The sequence below is a fragment of the Methylobacter sp. Wu8 genome, assembly GCF_036440755.1.
GTDB lineage: Bacteria > Pseudomonadota > Gammaproteobacteria > Methylococcales > Methylomonadaceae > Methylobacter_A > Methylobacter_A tundripaludum_A.
Map to the genome: position 1 here is coordinate 18339 of NZ_JAZGVT010000055.1, position 14739 is coordinate 33077.

14 protein-coding genes are annotated in these 14739 nt (G+C 52.2%); 2 read left to right on the forward strand and 12 right to left on the reverse strand.

The features are described from left to right. Positions 1-3 precede the first annotated feature (3 nt). From V3O24_RS07455 to V3O24_RS07490, 8 genes are all read right to left on the reverse strand, one after another. Positions 4-870: an A24 family peptidase gene (locus tag V3O24_RS07455; protein WP_104421953.1), complete on the reverse strand. Its 867-nt coding sequence runs from the start codon at positions 868-870 to the stop codon at positions 4-6. A 93-nt stretch (positions 871-963) separates the two neighbouring features. Further along, positions 964-2187 (reverse strand): type II secretion system F family protein, encoded by a 1224-nt coding sequence (locus V3O24_RS07460; protein ID WP_104421952.1) that lies wholly within the window; start codon positions 2185-2187, stop codon positions 964-966. Positions 2188-2189: 2 nt separating this feature from the next. After that, complete coding sequence (gene pilB / locus V3O24_RS07465) at positions 2190-3902, reverse strand: type IV-A pilus assembly ATPase PilB (RefSeq protein ID WP_104421951.1); 1713 nt, start codon at positions 3900-3902, stop codon at positions 2190-2192. A 119-nt stretch (positions 3903-4021) separates the two neighbouring features. After that, positions 4022-6934 carry a valine--tRNA ligase gene (locus tag V3O24_RS07470; protein WP_331306766.1) on the reverse strand — a complete coding sequence of 971 codons (2913 nt, stop codon included), beginning with the start codon at positions 6932-6934 and terminating at the stop codon, positions 4022-4024. A gap of 133 nt (positions 6935-7067) precedes the next feature. Continuing rightward, on the reverse strand, positions 7068-7358 hold the full coding sequence (locus tag V3O24_RS07475) for a type II toxin-antitoxin system PemK/MazF family toxin (RefSeq protein WP_331306767.1): 291 nt from the start codon (positions 7356-7358) through the stop codon (positions 7068-7070). Then, positions 7358-7567: a DUF2281 domain-containing protein gene (locus V3O24_RS07480; RefSeq protein WP_331306768.1), complete on the reverse strand. Its 210-nt coding sequence runs from the start codon at positions 7565-7567 to the stop codon at positions 7358-7360. Before V3O24_RS07480 ends, V3O24_RS07475 begins: the two co-directional genes overlap by 1 nt. Before the next feature lie 109 nt (positions 7568-7676). Continuing rightward, positions 7677-8108 (reverse strand): DNA polymerase III subunit chi, encoded by a 432-nt coding sequence (locus V3O24_RS07485; RefSeq protein ID WP_331306769.1) that lies wholly within the window; start codon positions 8106-8108, stop codon positions 7677-7679. A gap of 8 nt (positions 8109-8116) precedes the next feature. Further along, positions 8117-9604, reverse strand: coding sequence for a leucyl aminopeptidase (locus V3O24_RS07490; protein ID WP_331306770.1), 1488 nt, complete (start codon positions 9602-9604; stop codon positions 8117-8119). A gap of 317 nt (positions 9605-9921) precedes the next feature. On the opposite strand from V3O24_RS07490, the gene V3O24_RS07495 reads away from it, so the two are divergent. After that, complete coding sequence (locus V3O24_RS07495) at positions 9922-10254, forward strand: YnfA family protein (protein ID WP_331306771.1); 333 nt, start codon at positions 9922-9924, stop codon at positions 10252-10254. A gap of 231 nt (positions 10255-10485) precedes the next feature. Further along, positions 10486-10734, forward strand: coding sequence for a hypothetical protein (locus tag V3O24_RS07500; RefSeq protein WP_331306772.1), 249 nt, complete (start codon positions 10486-10488; stop codon positions 10732-10734). A 137-nt stretch (positions 10735-10871) separates the two neighbouring features. Here V3O24_RS07500 and V3O24_RS07505 read toward each other — a convergent pair whose 3' ends face one another. Genes V3O24_RS07505 through V3O24_RS07520 form a run of 4 tightly spaced genes read right to left on the reverse strand, consistent with a single transcriptional unit; the run spans position 10872 to position 14738 of the window. After that, positions 10872-11777 carry a polysaccharide deacetylase family protein gene (locus V3O24_RS07505; protein WP_331306773.1) on the reverse strand — a complete coding sequence of 302 codons (906 nt, stop codon included), beginning with the start codon at positions 11775-11777 and terminating at the stop codon, positions 10872-10874. After that, positions 11774-12817: a bifunctional UDP-4-keto-pentose/UDP-xylose synthase gene (locus tag V3O24_RS07510; RefSeq protein WP_331306774.1), complete on the reverse strand. Its 1044-nt coding sequence runs from the start codon at positions 12815-12817 to the stop codon at positions 11774-11776. Before V3O24_RS07510 ends, V3O24_RS07505 begins: the two co-directional genes overlap by 4 nt. A gap of 29 nt (positions 12818-12846) precedes the next feature. Further along, positions 12847-13782 carry a formyltransferase gene (locus V3O24_RS07515; protein WP_331306775.1) on the reverse strand — a complete coding sequence of 312 codons (936 nt, stop codon included), beginning with the start codon at positions 13780-13782 and terminating at the stop codon, positions 12847-12849. Next, entirely contained in the window at positions 13779-14738 is a 960-nt protein-coding gene (locus tag V3O24_RS07520) for a glycosyltransferase (RefSeq protein ID WP_331306776.1), read from the reverse strand. Before V3O24_RS07520 ends, V3O24_RS07515 begins: the two co-directional genes overlap by 4 nt. Position 14739 lies beyond the last annotated feature (1 nt).

The window sequence follows — 14739 nt, forward strand, 5'->3', positions numbered from 1 at the left end:
ATTTTACAGACCTATGCTTGTCAAATAGAGCCGGTTGAGTTCATTCCCCCATAACAGCGCGATCCAGCCGGCGACAGCCAGATAGGGGCCAAAGGGGATGGGTACGTTGCGATCGTGTTTGACAAAAATGATCATGCCGATGCCGATGACCGCGCCGACCAGCGATGATAATAAAATAATGATCGGCAAGTACTGCCAGCCCAGCCAAGCGCCGAATAAAGCCAGCAATTTGAAATCGCCGTAACCCATGCCTTCTTTGCCGGTCGCCAGTTTGAACAAGTGGAAAACAGTCCAAAGCGCCAGATAGCCGGCAACAGCGCCGATAATACTGGTGCGGGAATCGGCGAATATATTAAACAGGCTCAGGCACATGCCCAACCAAAGCATCGGCAGGGTGATGGAGTCCGGCAGTAACTGATGGTCAATATCGATAAAGATTAACGCAATCAACGACCACGTCAGCAGCAGCGCAAAACCGGCCTGTGGTGTGTAGCCAAAATGCCAGGCCACGATGGTTGATGCTATCGCCGTGAGAGCTTCAATGATCGGATAGCGCATTGAAATGTGGCAACCGCAAGTTGCACATTTGCCTCTTAGGAAAAGGTAGCTGATGACCGGAATATTCTGGTAAGGCTTGATCGGCGTATTGCAGCCGGGACAGCGGGATAATGGGAAAACCAGGTTGAACGGCTCTTCGGCCTGGTTTGCTTCCGTGATCTGTTGCAGGTATTCCTCGCATTCCTTGCGCCATCCCCGCTGCATCATTATCGGCAATCTGTAGATAACAACATTGAGAAAACTGCCGACAAGCAAGCCGATAACGGCGGACAGAGCCGGAAATAAAGTAGGTGTGTTTATGAGCTGCTGCATCTGTATTTTTTGAGTAGTGTTCTGCCGGAGCAATTTAAAAAGGCGGATGGGTCTTTATGTTGTTTAATTGACATTTCTTGGTAGGGGCGGCAATTAGCCGCCGACTGCCGAACCCATTTTAAATATCGGCAAATACATCGCGACAACCAAGCCGCCGACTAAAGTGCCTAAAATAACCATAATGATAGGTTCCATTAAACTGCTTAAGTTATCGACAAGATTATCGACTTCTTCGTCGAAAAAATCAGCGACTTTCAACAGCATATTGTCCATGGAGCCCGATTCCTCGCCGATAGCCACCATCTGTATCACCATGTGCGGCCAAAGGCCTGATTGCTGCATCGCAAATTGCAGTCTCTGTCCGGTCGCCACTTCTTCGCGCATTTTTAAAACGGCTTCGGTGTAGATAATATTGCCGCAGGCGCCGGCAACCGATTCCAGCGCTTCTACTAAGGGGACGCCTGCCGCCGACATGGTTGCCAAGGTCCGGGCAAAACGCGCAACGGCGGACTTATGTAGAATGATGCCGACTATCGGTAACTTCAGCAGAGCTTTATCCAGAAAGTGGTTGAATGGCCTGGATCGTTTCTTAAAATAGCCGAATGTGTAAACGGTGCCGACAACAATGCCGACAACAACATACCACCACGCTTGCATCCATTCCGACATGGCGACAACCATTTTAGTGAAAGCCGGCAAATCCGCGCCAAAGCTTTTAAACATGTCGGCAAATACGGGTACGACAAAAATCAGCAGGATGGTGGTGACGATAAAGGCGACGACGATTACTGCGATCGGATAGGTCAGCGCCTTTTTGATCTTTTTCTTCATCGACTCGGTTTTTTCTTTGTAGGTGGCGATCTTATCCAGCAGCGTTTCCAGTACGCCGGCCTGTTCGCCTGCGGCAACCAAGTTACAAAATAATTCATCAAAATACAGCGGTCTTTTGTTAAGCGCTTCGGCCAGGGTGTCGCCGCCCTCAATATCGGCCTTGATGCCCAGCAGCAGGTCCTGCATGCTGGCATTGTCGTGGCCTTTGCCGACAATATCGAATGATTGAACCAAGGGTACGCCGGCACTGAGCATGGTGGCTAATTGCCGGGCAAAAACGGCTATATCGCCTGGAGTGATTTTCTGGACTCTTTCGGTGAATAACGGTTTGGGTTTTTTCTTGAATTTAATAACCCGATAGCCCTGCCGCCGCAGCTCGGTTTTTGCAATGATTTCGCTTTTTGCAGAGATTGTTCCTCCGGCTTTCTTTTTGTTTTTGTCGGTTCCTTCCCAGACGAAATCTATTTGTTCAGTTTGCTCGGCCATGTCTATTCCTTGGTGATGCGATCGATTTCTTCCAGGCTGGTTATGCCCATGCGGACTTTGTTTAATCCTGACCGGCGCAAATCATTAAAGCCTTCGGCCAAGGCGCACTCCGCCAGTTGATCGGTATTCCCCCCGTTCAATATCAGTGTGCGCATTTTGTCGGTCAGCGTCAGGACTTGATAAATACCGACCCGGCCTTTATAGCCGTTGGTGCAATGTTCGCAGCCTACCGCACTATAGATTTTAAGATCGCGCAACTCTTCTGGTTTAAAGCCGGCAGCGAGAAGGACTTTATCGGGAAGGTCGGCAGGGATTTTGCAGTGTTCGCAGAGCCGTCGGCCCAAACGTTGCGCCATAATCAAATTAACCGCAGACACAATGTTGAACGCAGGGATGCCCATTTGCAGCAGCCGGTTCAATGTTTGCGGCGCGTCGTTAGTGTGCAGGGTTGATAGTACCAAATGTCCGGTTTGTGCGGCTTTAACGGCGATTTCGGCTGTTTCCAGGTCGCGAATTTCCCCCACCATGATGATGTCTGGATCCTGCCGTAAAAAAGCGCGCAAAGCGCTGGCGAAAGTCAGGCCGGCTTTAGGATTCATATTGACCTGGTTGATGCCTTCCACAGTAATTTCCACAGGGTCTTCGGCCGTGGAAATATTGCGCTCCATGGTATTGAGGATATTCAAACCGGTATAGAGCGAAACTGTTTTGCCGCTGCCCGTAGGCCCCGTTACCAGCACTAAACCGTAGGGCTTGTTAATGGCCTCAAGGAAAATCCGTTGTTGTTCCGGCTCAAAACCCAGCTTTTCGATACCCAACTGGGCGCTGGTAGGGTCCAAAATACGCAGCACAACTTTTTCGCCGAACAGCGTAGGGCAGGTATTGACCCGGAAATCAATCGCGCGATTCTTGGATAAGGTCATTTTGATACGGCCGTCTTGCGGAACCCTGCGTTCGGCAATATCCATTTTGGACATAACCTTGATGCGGGAGATGAGTCTGCCGGCGATACTGGGCGGCGGCGAAGCGACCTGGCGCAGCATGCCGTCCGACCTGTAGCGGATGCGGAAAGTTTTTTCGTAGGGCTCCATATGGATGTCGGATACCCCCTGTTTTATCGAATCCAGCAGTATTTTGTTTACATAGCGGACAATCGGCGCGTCATCAATATCCGAATTAATGTCAGCTTTAGTTGTATCTTCTTCGCCGCCGGTGATTTCCAGATTGTCCAGATCCTCATCCAGCATATCCGTCATCGACGTATCGGCGGCTTCCAAGGAGGCTTCGATAGCTTTGGTCAGTTTGTCTTCTTCAACCAGAATGGCTTCGGGATTAAGACGGCTGTGAAACTTGATGTCGTCCAGCGCGTGAAAGTCGGTCGGATCGGAGACAGCGACAAACAGTGTTTTGCCTCTGGCGAACAGGGGCAGCACATGGTATTTGCGGATCAGTTTTTCACTGACCAGATTTATAGGCAGCCTGCGGAAGTCAATGGCGTCCAAATCCAGAAAAGGTATGCCGAATTCTTGCGAGGCCTGGGACGCCAAGGCTTTGCTGTGGATGAGCTGATGGCTGACTAGATAGCGTATTAACGGAATCTGGTTTTTTTTCGCTTCCTGGCTATGAATTTGCGCATCGCTCTCAGTCAGCAAGCCTTTTTCAATCAAGCATCGGGTAAGACCGCTAAATGGTAAATTTGTCGATGCTGTAGTCATATGATGATGGCTTTGTCGGTTTTTTACGCAAATATAGGCGAAAAAGGAGGAGGGTACAAGGCGAAAGGCTAAAGGAGGCTTCCCTTTGCCTTTCGCCCTTCGTCTTTTGCCGGTTTTTCTTATAAAGCCCGAATTTTACGTTGCTGCTCCTCAAGATTGTTCAGCATCGAGCGCAAATCAGCCAGTTTGGCTTTTTCTTTATCGATGACTTCCGGCGGCGCTTTGTCGACAAACGCCGGGTTATTTAACTTGCCTTCAACTCTGGGCAGGTCATTATGGATTTTTTGTATTTCCTTTTCCAATCGCGCCAGCTCCGCTTCCTTGTCGATTAAGCCCGCCATCGGAATCAGGATTTTCATCTCGCCAACCAAAGCAATGGCCGATTCCGGCGCGCGGTCATGAGGCGTTAGCCAGGTAATCGAATGCAGCTTGCCCAGTTTCTGCAAGTAAACCCGGTTGTTATTCAGGCTATGCTGATCGGCAAGAGAGCCGTTTTGCAGGAATATCGGCAGCGGCTTGCTGGGGGCGATATTCATTTCTCCGCGAATGCGGCGCACACCCAGAATAAAGTTCATCACCCAGCTGGTTTCGGCGATAGCGTTGTTGTCGATTTGCGTTTCATCGGCAACCGGGTAAGGCTGCAACATGATGGTATCCGCCTCAATCCCTGTTAGAGGCGCAACGCGTTGCCAGATTTCTTCGGTGATAAACGGCATGATCGGATGGGCCAAACGCAGAATCGATTCCAAAACCGTCAGCAGGGTTTTGCGCGTGCCGCGTTGCAGCGCCTCATCACTGGATTGCAGGGATATTTTCGCCAGTTCCAGATACCAGTCGCAGTATTCATTCCAGGTAAACTCGTAAATGGCCTGCGCGGCCAAGTCGAAGCGGTAGTTGTCGATCGCGTTGCTGGTTACGGCCGTTACCTGATGCAGCCGGGACGTAATCCAGCGATCCACTTGGCTGTATTTGCAAGGAGCGCCGGATAAACCGGTATCGTGGCCTTCGGTGTTCATCAGCACGTAACGCGCCGCGTTCCAAAGCTTGTTGCAGAAATTGCGATAGCCTTCGGTGCGGGCAAGGTCGAAACGTATATCCCGCCCCGTAGACGCCAGCGAAGCGAAGGTAAAACGCAACGCATCGGTGCCGTAAGACTGGATGCCGTCAGGAAATTGCTTGCGCGTATCTTGTTCGATTTTTTTGGCCAAATGCGGCTGCATCATGCCGGAAATACGTTTTGCAACCAGAGATTCCAAGTCGATGCCGTCGATGATGTCGATCGGGTCGAGCACGTTGCCTTTGGATTTGGACATTTTTTGCCCTTCCGCATCGCGCACCAATCCGTGGATGTAGACTTCCTTGAACGGCACTTCGCCCTGGAATTTCAGGCCCATCATGATCATCCGTGCGACCCAGAAAAAAATGATGTCAAAGCCGGTCACAAGTACGCTGGTCGGGTAATGTTTGGCCAGTTCCGGGGTTTGTTCAGGCCAGCCCAGCGTGGAAAAAGGCCACAATGCCGATGAGAACCAGGTATCCAGCACATCTTCGTCCTGCTTAAGCGGATAGTCGGCGGGCAGGTCGTGCTTGGCGCGGATGTCCTGCTCGGAGTTGCCGACGTAAACATTGCCGAGCTCGTCATACCAGGCCGGGATGCGGTGTCCCCACCAGATTTGCCGCGAGATGCACCAGTCCTGGATATTGCGCATCCATTCAAAGTAGGTGTTTTTCCAGTTGTCGGGCACAAACTTGATGTCGCCGTTTTCGACGGCCGCAATCGCAGGTTCCGCCAGCGGCGCTACCCTGACATACCACTGGTCGGTCAAGAAGGGCTCGATCACGCTGTTGGTGCGGTCGCCGCGCGGCACCATCAATTTGTGGTCGGCGATTTTTTCCAGCAAGCCTGCCGCATCGAGATCGGCGACGATTTGTTTACGCGCTTCAAAGCGGTCCAGGCCGCAGTATTTGGCTGGAATCAGATTGTTATCGCCTTCACCGTTGTCGCGTATCGCTGCGTCAACGGTAAACAGGTTAATCAAGCCGCCATGCGGCAAATCCTGAATGACCGAGTTATGCCGGTGGCGCGTCCAAACTTCGTAATCGTTAAAGTCGTGAGCCGGGGTGATCTTGACGCAGCCGGTGCCGAATTCAGGATCGACGTATTCATCGGCGATAATCGGAATGCGGCGGCCGGTTAGCGGCAGTTCCACGAATTCGCCGAGCAGATGTTTATAGCGTTCGTCGTTGGGGTGTATCGCTACCGCCGCATCGCCGAGCAGGGTTTCAGGGCGGGTGGTGGCGACAATCAAATGCCCATGACCGTTCGACAGCGGATAGCGCAGATGCCACATCGAGCCGTTTTCTTCTTCCGACAATACTTCCAGGTCGGAAACGGCGGTATGCAGAACAGGGTCCCAGTTGACCAGACGCTTGCCGCGATAAATCAGGCCTTCTTCATATAAACGTATAAAGACTTCCTGCACCGCGTCGGACATGCCTTCGTCCATCGTGAAGCGCTCCCGGTTCCAGTCCAGCGAAGAGCCCATGCGCCGCAACTGGCGGGTAATCGTGCCGCCGGATTCTTCCTTCCATTGCCAGACTTTTTCCAGGAATTTTTCGCGGCCCAGGTCATGACGGGTCTTGCCTTCGGCGTTGCATAAACGTTCAACCACCATTTGCGTGGCGATACCGGCATGGTCGGTGCCCGGCTGCCATAAGGTGCTGTAGCCTTTCATCCGGTGATAGCGGGTCAGCGCGTCCATGATGGTGTCCTGGAACGCATGGCCCATGTGCAGGCTGCCGGTGACATTGGGCGGCGGAATCATGATGCAGTAGGACTCGCCTTTTGGCTTGGCCTCCGCCGAACCTGCTCCCGGCAGGTTTCCGGCATACACACCATCCCTGGCGGTCGCCGCGTCAGTTCCCGACTGACTTGCGGCATACACACCATCCCTGGCGGTAAAATAGCCTTTATCTTCCCAGGTTTGATACCAGCGTTGTTCGATCGAATGAGGGGCGTATGTTTTTTCCATGGATGCGTTATTGTGTTCGTGAAAAATTAGTTATTTTAGCAGGATTAAGATTGGTAATCAGGCTGATGGATTGGATTGTCGGTTTTGGAGCCATTTAGAGATGTTGCCCCTTATTTTATATAGCCTTGGAGCATCAATAGTACCCCAGTTTGCCAATAAGAATGTCTTCATCTACAACCGCCAGCCTACTCGCCCGTATCAGGCTCGGATGCTTTAAACCGGTTTGCTGGAAATCCGAGTCTCCCAAGTTAATAATTTCATCCAGTTCTGGAATCGCTTGATGAAGTTGGCTGGAAATCGTGCAGATAAGCCAATTATCAAATTTCCCAGGCAGTTTTCGAAGTATAAGGGCGGGACGAAGTTTTCCGTCTTTTTGATCCGTTTGAGGAAAACGAAAAAAAACAATCTGGCCTTCTGAGATCATCAGTATGTTTCTTTCAAATCAGTAACGGAATAATTGGAATCCTCATTTTCCATGCCTCTCATTGCGGATGCAATAGAAAAGCTATTCCAATTACTACTTTCTTCTTTTTCCGTTTTTAGTTTTAGGTATTCTACAAAATCAAGCACTTCCACCTGTTTTGATTCGGGTAGAGAGGCTATGGTTGTTAAGATTTTTTCTGACAAATTCATGTTTGCCTCCAGTTAAATCGATTTAATCTGATTTCAGCATAGACCGCAAATATATCGCTGTAGCCTTTAATCATCTGTGCTTAATAGGCGGCTTAGGATCGTGTATTTGCTACCAATCTTTATATGTAGTGACTTTCATGCCGGACTGTTGATACTGACGGTAACGGCTCCTGCCCGCTTCTTTGGTTGTTTCGCTGTTATCCAGTATTTCAAGGATGCGCTCGGTTTGCGGGGCTATGTCAGGATAGCGGGACGACAGATTGAACAGGACTTTCTGCCAGTTCTCGGGCGCATCTAGCGAACCGATCAGGATGACTTGCTCAACTTCCGGTTGTTCGCCGGAGTACAGCTGGTGCGGAATAAAACTGCCCGCCCTGAAAGTCCAGAGCAGGTCGTCTATGATTCGGCTTTGTTCGGCGGAATCGGTCAGTACATAACAAAAACTGCCGCTACGGTAGGCTTTCTCGATCAGTTTGCAGGCAAACAGATACCTATCCTGTAACGATTCGGTCGGCAGTATGTAAAAGCTGACTTCAGCCACTTTATGTTCTATGAGTTAGCCCGGTTAATCAGGTATTGGCTTAATAACGGCACGGGGCGGCCGGTCGCGCCTTTGGTCGGGCCGGTGCGCCAGGCGGTGGCTGCAACGTCCAGGTGTGCCCAACGGAACTTCTCGGCAAATCGGGCCAGAAAGCAGGCGGCGGTAATGGTGCCCGCGTCCTTGCCGCCGGAGTTGCTCATATCGGCGAAATTGGATTTAAGCAGCTCCTGATATTCTTCCCAGAGCGGCAAACGCCAAGCGTTGTCGTTGGCGATTTCACCGGCAGCAACCAGATCGTTGCATAAGGCGTCATCATTGCCGAGCACGCCCATGGCTACGCGGCCTAAAGCGACGCCAACCGCGCCGGTCAGCGTAGCGATGTCTATCACCACCTCGGGGTTGTAGCGCTCCGCATAGGTCAAGGCGTCGCACAACAGCAGGCGGCCTTCGGCGTCGGTATTAATTATTTCAATGGTTTTGCCGGACATGCTGGTCACAATATCGCCCGGTTTATTGGCGTCGCCGTCGGGCAGGTTTTCCGATGAAGGAATCAGGCCGACAATATTCAGCGGCAGTTGCAGTTGCGCTACGGCGAGCAATGTGCCCAGGACAGATGCGCCGCCGCACATGTCGTATTTCATTTCTTCCATGCCCGCGGCCGGTTTCAATGAAATACCGCCCGCATCGAAGGTCAGGCCTTTGCCGATCAGCACGATAGGCTTGGCGTTTTTATCGCCGCCTTGATAATTCAGCGTGATCAATTTTGCCGGCTGACGGCTGCCGCGCGAAACCGACAAAAAAGACCCCATGCCCAGAGACGCCATGTCGGATTCTTCCAGAATTTTTACGTCCAGGCCGGCGTATTTTTTACTTAATTCAATCGCCTGTTCGGCAAGATAAGTCGGCGTGCAGATGTTGCCCGGCAAATCGCCCAGATATTTGGTCAAATCCATGCCTTCGGCAACCGCCTTGCCTTGCAGCAACCCGGCCTGGGCTGAAGCGCGTTCGGTTTCCGGCGCGGCAATGGAGATTTTTGCAATCCTGCTTTCGGTTTCTTTATCGGATTTTGTGTGGGTGAACTGATACGCGGCATCGTTAAAGACTTCGATGATATGCCGGGACTTCCATTGCCAGTCGCGGCCTTCAACCTCGCATTCGGCCAAGCTGCAAACGACCGATTTGATTTGCGGTTTTTTCAGGCTGTTGACAGCGGCGAGCAGGGCTTTTTTGTAGTTTTTGCCGGATAAAGGTTTATTTTCGCCCAATCCGACCAGCAATATGGATTCAATCTTGCTGCCGGGAATCGCATTGATTAACACGGTTTCGCCGTTTTTTCCGCTCAGGTCGCCGCGGCTGACGATTTTGTTAATCAGTCCGTCGGTGCTGTTGTTAAGCGCGGTTGCCGACGGGCTGAGTTGCTGGTCTTGATAAACACCGACAATAACACAATCGCATTGCAGTTCTTCTAATGGCGCGGTTTCTACTGAATAGTCCATGACTTGACTCGGTTATTTGTTGAATAGAGCGTTATCTTGAGCGGGCCGGAAAATAAGTCGCTACAAGATGGGCCGTTTAGCGGGGATTATACAACACAAATATCGGTTGTTGCTTGGGGAGGCGCGGTTGGCAGAAAATTGGAGTAATGTGCCTCGTTTTGTGAGTTGCGGCCTATTGGTTTATACTCGATCCCATAAGATCAATTAGTTGTATAAGCGTATGAGGAATATGGGATAAGTTAACTTCTTTATATAAGACAGTCTTGCCGCATATATTTTGCGTTATACCTTTCACTCCGCTTTAGCGAGACATCATCATGCTTGAATTGAAGACCATAATCTTATTTCTCATTACGGCGGTCGCAGAGATCGTCGGTTGCTATCTTCCATATCTTTGGCTTAAAGAAGGCAAGAGTGCTTGGTTGCTTATTCCGGCTGCGTTGAGTTTGGCACTTTTCGCATGGTTGCTTTCGCTTCATCCAACAGCCGCAGGTCGAGTTTATGCGGCTTACGGCGGCGTTTATATTTTTGTCGCAATTCTGTGGCTCTGGTCGGTAGATGGCGTGAGGCCTACTGTTTGGGATATTGCCGGGGCTTCGATTGCATTGACAGGCATGGCAATCATTATGTTCGCACCCAAAAATGTATGATTTTGGGCTGAAGTAACGTAGGCCGGAATAAGGCCATCCAAGCGCGTAGCACGAAGGTGGCGTTTCCGGCGGATTCGGGCAGTGTGAGCCGGGGACAATAGGAGACAGACCACGGTTTCTCGCCAGCTCCCAAGCTCCAGCTTGTCTTGGTTGCCAAGCATGGTAAATTGGACGCTAAATCAAAAGCAGGAGGTAAGCTGATGACTGCCATTACGTTTGATACCCATAAATTTGTTCGCACACTCAAGGATGCCGGTGTGCCGGAAAGCCAAGGCTTTCTCGGAAGCGTTTAAAGAAGCGCAGGGCGAAGCCGATCTGGCAACCAAACGCGACATCGATGATTTAAGGCGCGACATTGACGTCTTGCGCCGCGATATGGATTCGCGTTTTATCCAAACGGAACAGCGGCTGGTCATTAAACTAGGCAGTCTGATGGCGTTTTCCATTGGTGTCGTTGCCGCTCTGGTTAAGCTGCTTTGAATAGGGCGGACGGGTAGTCAAGTAGGCCGGAATAAGGCCATCCAAGCGCGTAGCGCGAGGTGGCGTTTCCGGCGGATTCGCGCAGTGTGCGCCGGAAACACCCGTTTTCGCTATCGCTCAAACAGGCTTATTCCGGCCTACGGAACCTTCGATCCCTGTACGGCCAACACACCCGAACGCCCTTCCACTTCGCCCCAGACCAGCTCATGCCTGGGCAGCGCGGCGGTGTCAATGTCGGCGACATAATCTTCCAGCGTACCGATGTCATCCTCGGCTTGTTGCCACAGTTGCAGCAGCTTTTCCATAACCGGCAGCAATTTCATGCCTTCCAGTTCGGCATGCAAGGTATAGACATGGCCTTCCGGGGCGGGCTGGCGGCTGGCGGCGAATACCGCTTCATGCACGTTGGCTTCGGTGATGCCGTTGCAACCGAGCAGTTCGTCCAGCGTCGGCAGGGTGGTCGGTATTTGCGGGCATTGAAAGGTCTCGCCTTCCATTTGCGGGATAAACGGAGACTGACCCCGGCAGTCGCTGGCATAGCGAAAACCCAATTGCTGCTCCAGTTGCAGTGTGTGTTTGTTCAACTGCCAGCCGGCCGCGCCGTGTACTGACGGCGGATGGCCGAAAATGTCCTGAAATGAATCGATGGCCGCCTGCATTTCTTTCCGGGTCCAGTCGGCATCGCGGTTGGCGACAAAATCCTGCCAGCGGACGTGGTCGTAGCAATGGACGCCCACTTCATGCCCGGCCTGTTCGGCTTGGCGCATGATGTCGCGGCCCCGGCGGCCGATATGCGGGCCGGGAAGCAATGTGCCGTACAGCAGGGTTTTCAGTCCGTAGTGGCTCAGTACCGAGGTGCGTTGAACCTTGCTGAAAAATCCGGGGCGGAATGCCCGGCGCAGCGCCCGGCCTGTATGGTCGGGGCCGAGGCTGAACAGGAATGTGGCCTTTACGCCATAGCGTTGATACAGATCCAGCAATGCGGGTACGCCTTCCAGCGTACCGCGCAGTGTGTCCACATCGACTTTCAGTGCGATTTTCATTGGTCGATCAGCGCCCTGGCGGCGGCAACTTCGTAGCTGTAGGCATCGAAAATATTGCGCAAGGCGTTTTCCACGGTGACTTCAGGTTTCCAGCCCAGGTCATCGATGGTGTTGCCGATCCAGGGCACACGGGTTTTAACATCCTGATAGCCTTTGCCGTAGTATTCATTGGCGGTGGTATCGATCAGTTCGACTTTGGCGGCCAAATCCTTATATTCGGGATGCTCTTTGGCGATTTTCAGCATCAGCTCGGCCAGTTCCCTGATGGACAGGTCGTTGGCCGGATTGCCGATATTGTAGATACTGCCGGTGGCCTTGCCGTTTTCATTTTTGATGATGCGCACCAAGGCGTCAATGCCGTCGCTGACGAAGGTAAAGCTGCGGCGTTGCTGTCCGCCATCGACCAGTTTAATGGCTTCGCCTCGGGCGATATGGCCCAGAAATTGGGTGACCACGCGCGAACTGCCTTCTTTCGGCGTATGGATGCTGTCGAGGCCGGGGCCTATCCAGTTAAAGGGTCTGAACAGGGTGTAATCGAAACCCTGTTCCTGCCCGTAAGCGCAGATAACCCGGTCCATCAATTGCTTGGAGCAGGAGTAAATCCAGCGCGGTTTGTTCATCGGCCCTAAGATCAGGTCGGATTCATAAGGATGAAACTCCTCGTCTTGGCACATGCCGTAAACTTCGGACGTTGACGGGAACAGCACGCGTTTTCTGTATTTTACGCAGGCGCGGATAATCGGCAGGTTCGCCTCAAAATCCAGTTCGAATACCGCCAGCGGGCGGCTCACATAAGTGGCGGGCGTGGCGATTGCAACCAGCGGCAGGATCACGTCGCATTTTTTAATGTGGTATTCCATCCACTCATGGTTAATGGTGATGTCGCCTTCAAAAAAATGGAAGCGTTCGTTGTCGCGGAAGGCTTCAACGCGGTTGGATTGCATATCCATGCCATAGACATGCCAATCGGTGGTTTCGAGTATGCGCTTTGAAAGATGATGGCCGATAAAACCATTGACACCGAGTATGAGTACGTTCATAAGTTCCTGATGGGTTATATTAAAAATTGTTAGCTATTTGCGTTTGGAAATAACTGTCCATTGTTGGTTATAGCGTTGAAAGCGGCCTGATCCAGAGCTATGCCGTCGCAGCTGAGCTGTTCGATGCGGAAGCGGTTGTTGTCGGCGCAGTCGGCGTAAAAATGACCGTCCGCCCAATAGATGCGAACCTTGCCCGGATTTAAAGCGGTTTCGCCGCTGTAATGGCTGCCGAACAGGAAAAACCGCTTGCCGTCGAAATCGAAAAATGCGCCCGGATAAGGCGGCGCGACGGCCCTGACCAGATTATGGATGTTCCAGGCCGATTGATGCCAGTCGATGCGTCCGTGTTCCGGCTTGCGGCCGCCGAAATAATTGCCTTGGGCAAGATCCAGGGGCTTGGGCTCTATCTTCCCGGCCAACAACAACGGCAAGCAGCGGTCCAACAGCGTTTTTGCGGCCGGCGTCAGCTTCAAAAAAACATCGTGTGCGGTATCGTTGGGCAGAATGGCGACGGCTTCCTGGTCGATCAGTGAGCCCGCATCGGGCTTTTCCACCATTTGATGGAGGCTGACGCCGGTGGTCGATTCGCCGTGCAAAACCGCCCAGTTGACCGGCGCGCGGCCGCGGTATTTCGGCAGCAGCGAGCCGTGCAGGTTGTAAGCGCCTTGGGGCGGAATCGCCAGCAGCTCGGGGCTCAGCATGTGCCGGTAATAAAAGGAGAAAAACCATTGCGGATGAAGGTCGGCAATGTGTTTGATGACTTCCGCCTGATTGGGGGCGTCCGGCGTTATGACTGGAATTTGATGCCTGCCTGCCAATTCGGCAACGCTGCCGAACCAGATGTTTTCCTCGGGGTCATCCTGATGGGTGACGACCAGTTTAATCTCGACGCCGGCTTGCAACAGGCATTCTATGCCGGTAACGCCGATGTTGTGGTAGGCAAAAACGACGGCTGACGGCTTCAAGATTTATCGCCTTGGCTGTTATCCAGGATGGCTTTAACCAGGTAACGAGGGCGCGAGCGGGTCTGGGAATAAATCCGCCCGATGTACTCGCCCAGCAGTCCGATACCGAACAGCAAAATGCCGATCAAAAAAAATACAATCGCGAACAGCGTAAAAACCCCCTCCGCTTCGGGACCTACGGTCAGCCTGCGCCAGCCCAGATAACAGACAAAAAGCAGCGACAGTATCGAAACGCCGATACCGATCAGGGAGAACGCCTGTAAAGGAGCAATGGAGAATCCTGTCATCAAGTCGAAATTGAGATGGATCAGTTTGAACAGAGAATATTTCGATTCCCCGGCCGCGCGTTCTTCATGGTTAATGACGATTTCAGTCGGATTTCCGGCATAAAGATAGGCCAGCGCCGGTATGAAGGTGTTGGTTTCAGTGGTGGCTAAAACCGCATTGATAATGTCGCGGTGATAGCCCCGCATCATGCAGCCCTGGTCGGTAATGTGAATGCGGGTAATTTTTTCGCGCAGGCGGTTCATCGCCAGCGAGGCCCAATGCCGCCAGAGACTGTCTTTTCGTTCCCGCCGGATAGTGCCGACGTAATCGAAACCGGCATCCATTTGAACCAGCAGATTGGGGATTTCTTCAGGGGGATTTTGCAAGTCCGCATCGAGGGTCAGGATATAACGGCCCCTGGCCCGCTCAAAACCGGCGATCAGCGCCGCGTGTTGTCCGGCGTTGGCGCGGAGGAACACGACGCGGGTTGTGCTCGGGAACAGTTGAAATTGCTTGCGGAGCAATGCCGCCGAGTTGTCTTGGCTGCCGTCATCAATAAAAATGACTTCGTAGCTGCGCTGAAGGTTTTCCAGCACGGGATAAAGTCTTTCAAACAGCAACGATAAAACGGCTTCTTCGTTATAAACAGGAATAACGATGGATACTTCTGTTTCAGAATTGTCGGTCATT

Coding starts and splice junctions, on each gene's coding strand:
- V3O24_RS07455 (WP_104421953.1), bottom strand. CDS start 870: ATGCAGCAGCTCATAAACACACCTACTTTATTTCCGGCTCTGTCCGCC.
- V3O24_RS07490 (WP_331306770.1), bottom strand. CDS start 9,604: ATGGACTATTCAGTAGAAACCGCGCCATTAGAAGAACTGCAATGCGAT.
- V3O24_RS07510 (WP_331306774.1), bottom strand. CDS start 12,817: ATGAACGTACTCATACTCGGTGTCAATGGTTTTATCGGCCATCATCTT.
- V3O24_RS07495 (WP_331306771.1), top strand. CDS start 9,922: ATGCTTGAATTGAAGACCATAATCTTATTTCTCATTACGGCGGTCGCA.
- V3O24_RS07480 (WP_331306768.1), bottom strand. CDS start 7,567: ATGAATTTGTCAGAAAAAATCTTAACAACCATAGCCTCTCTACCCGAA.
- V3O24_RS07470 (WP_331306766.1), bottom strand. CDS start 6,934: ATGGAAAAAACATACGCCCCTCATTCGATCGAACAACGCTGGTATCAA.
- V3O24_RS07475 (WP_331306767.1), bottom strand. CDS start 7,358: ATGATCTCAGAAGGCCAGATTGTTTTTTTTCGTTTTCCTCAAACGGAT.
- V3O24_RS07505 (WP_331306773.1), bottom strand. CDS start 11,777: ATGAAAATCGCACTGAAAGTCGATGTGGACACACTGCGCGGTACGCTG.
- pilB (WP_104421951.1), bottom strand. CDS start 3,902: ATGACTACAGCATCGACAAATTTACCATTTAGCGGTCTTACCCGATGC.
- V3O24_RS07520 (WP_331306776.1), bottom strand. CDS start 14,738: ATGACCGACAATTCTGAAACAGAAGTATCCATCGTTATTCCTGTTTAT.
- V3O24_RS07460 (WP_104421952.1), bottom strand. CDS start 2,187: ATGGCCGAGCAAACTGAACAAATAGATTTCGTCTGGGAAGGAACCGAC.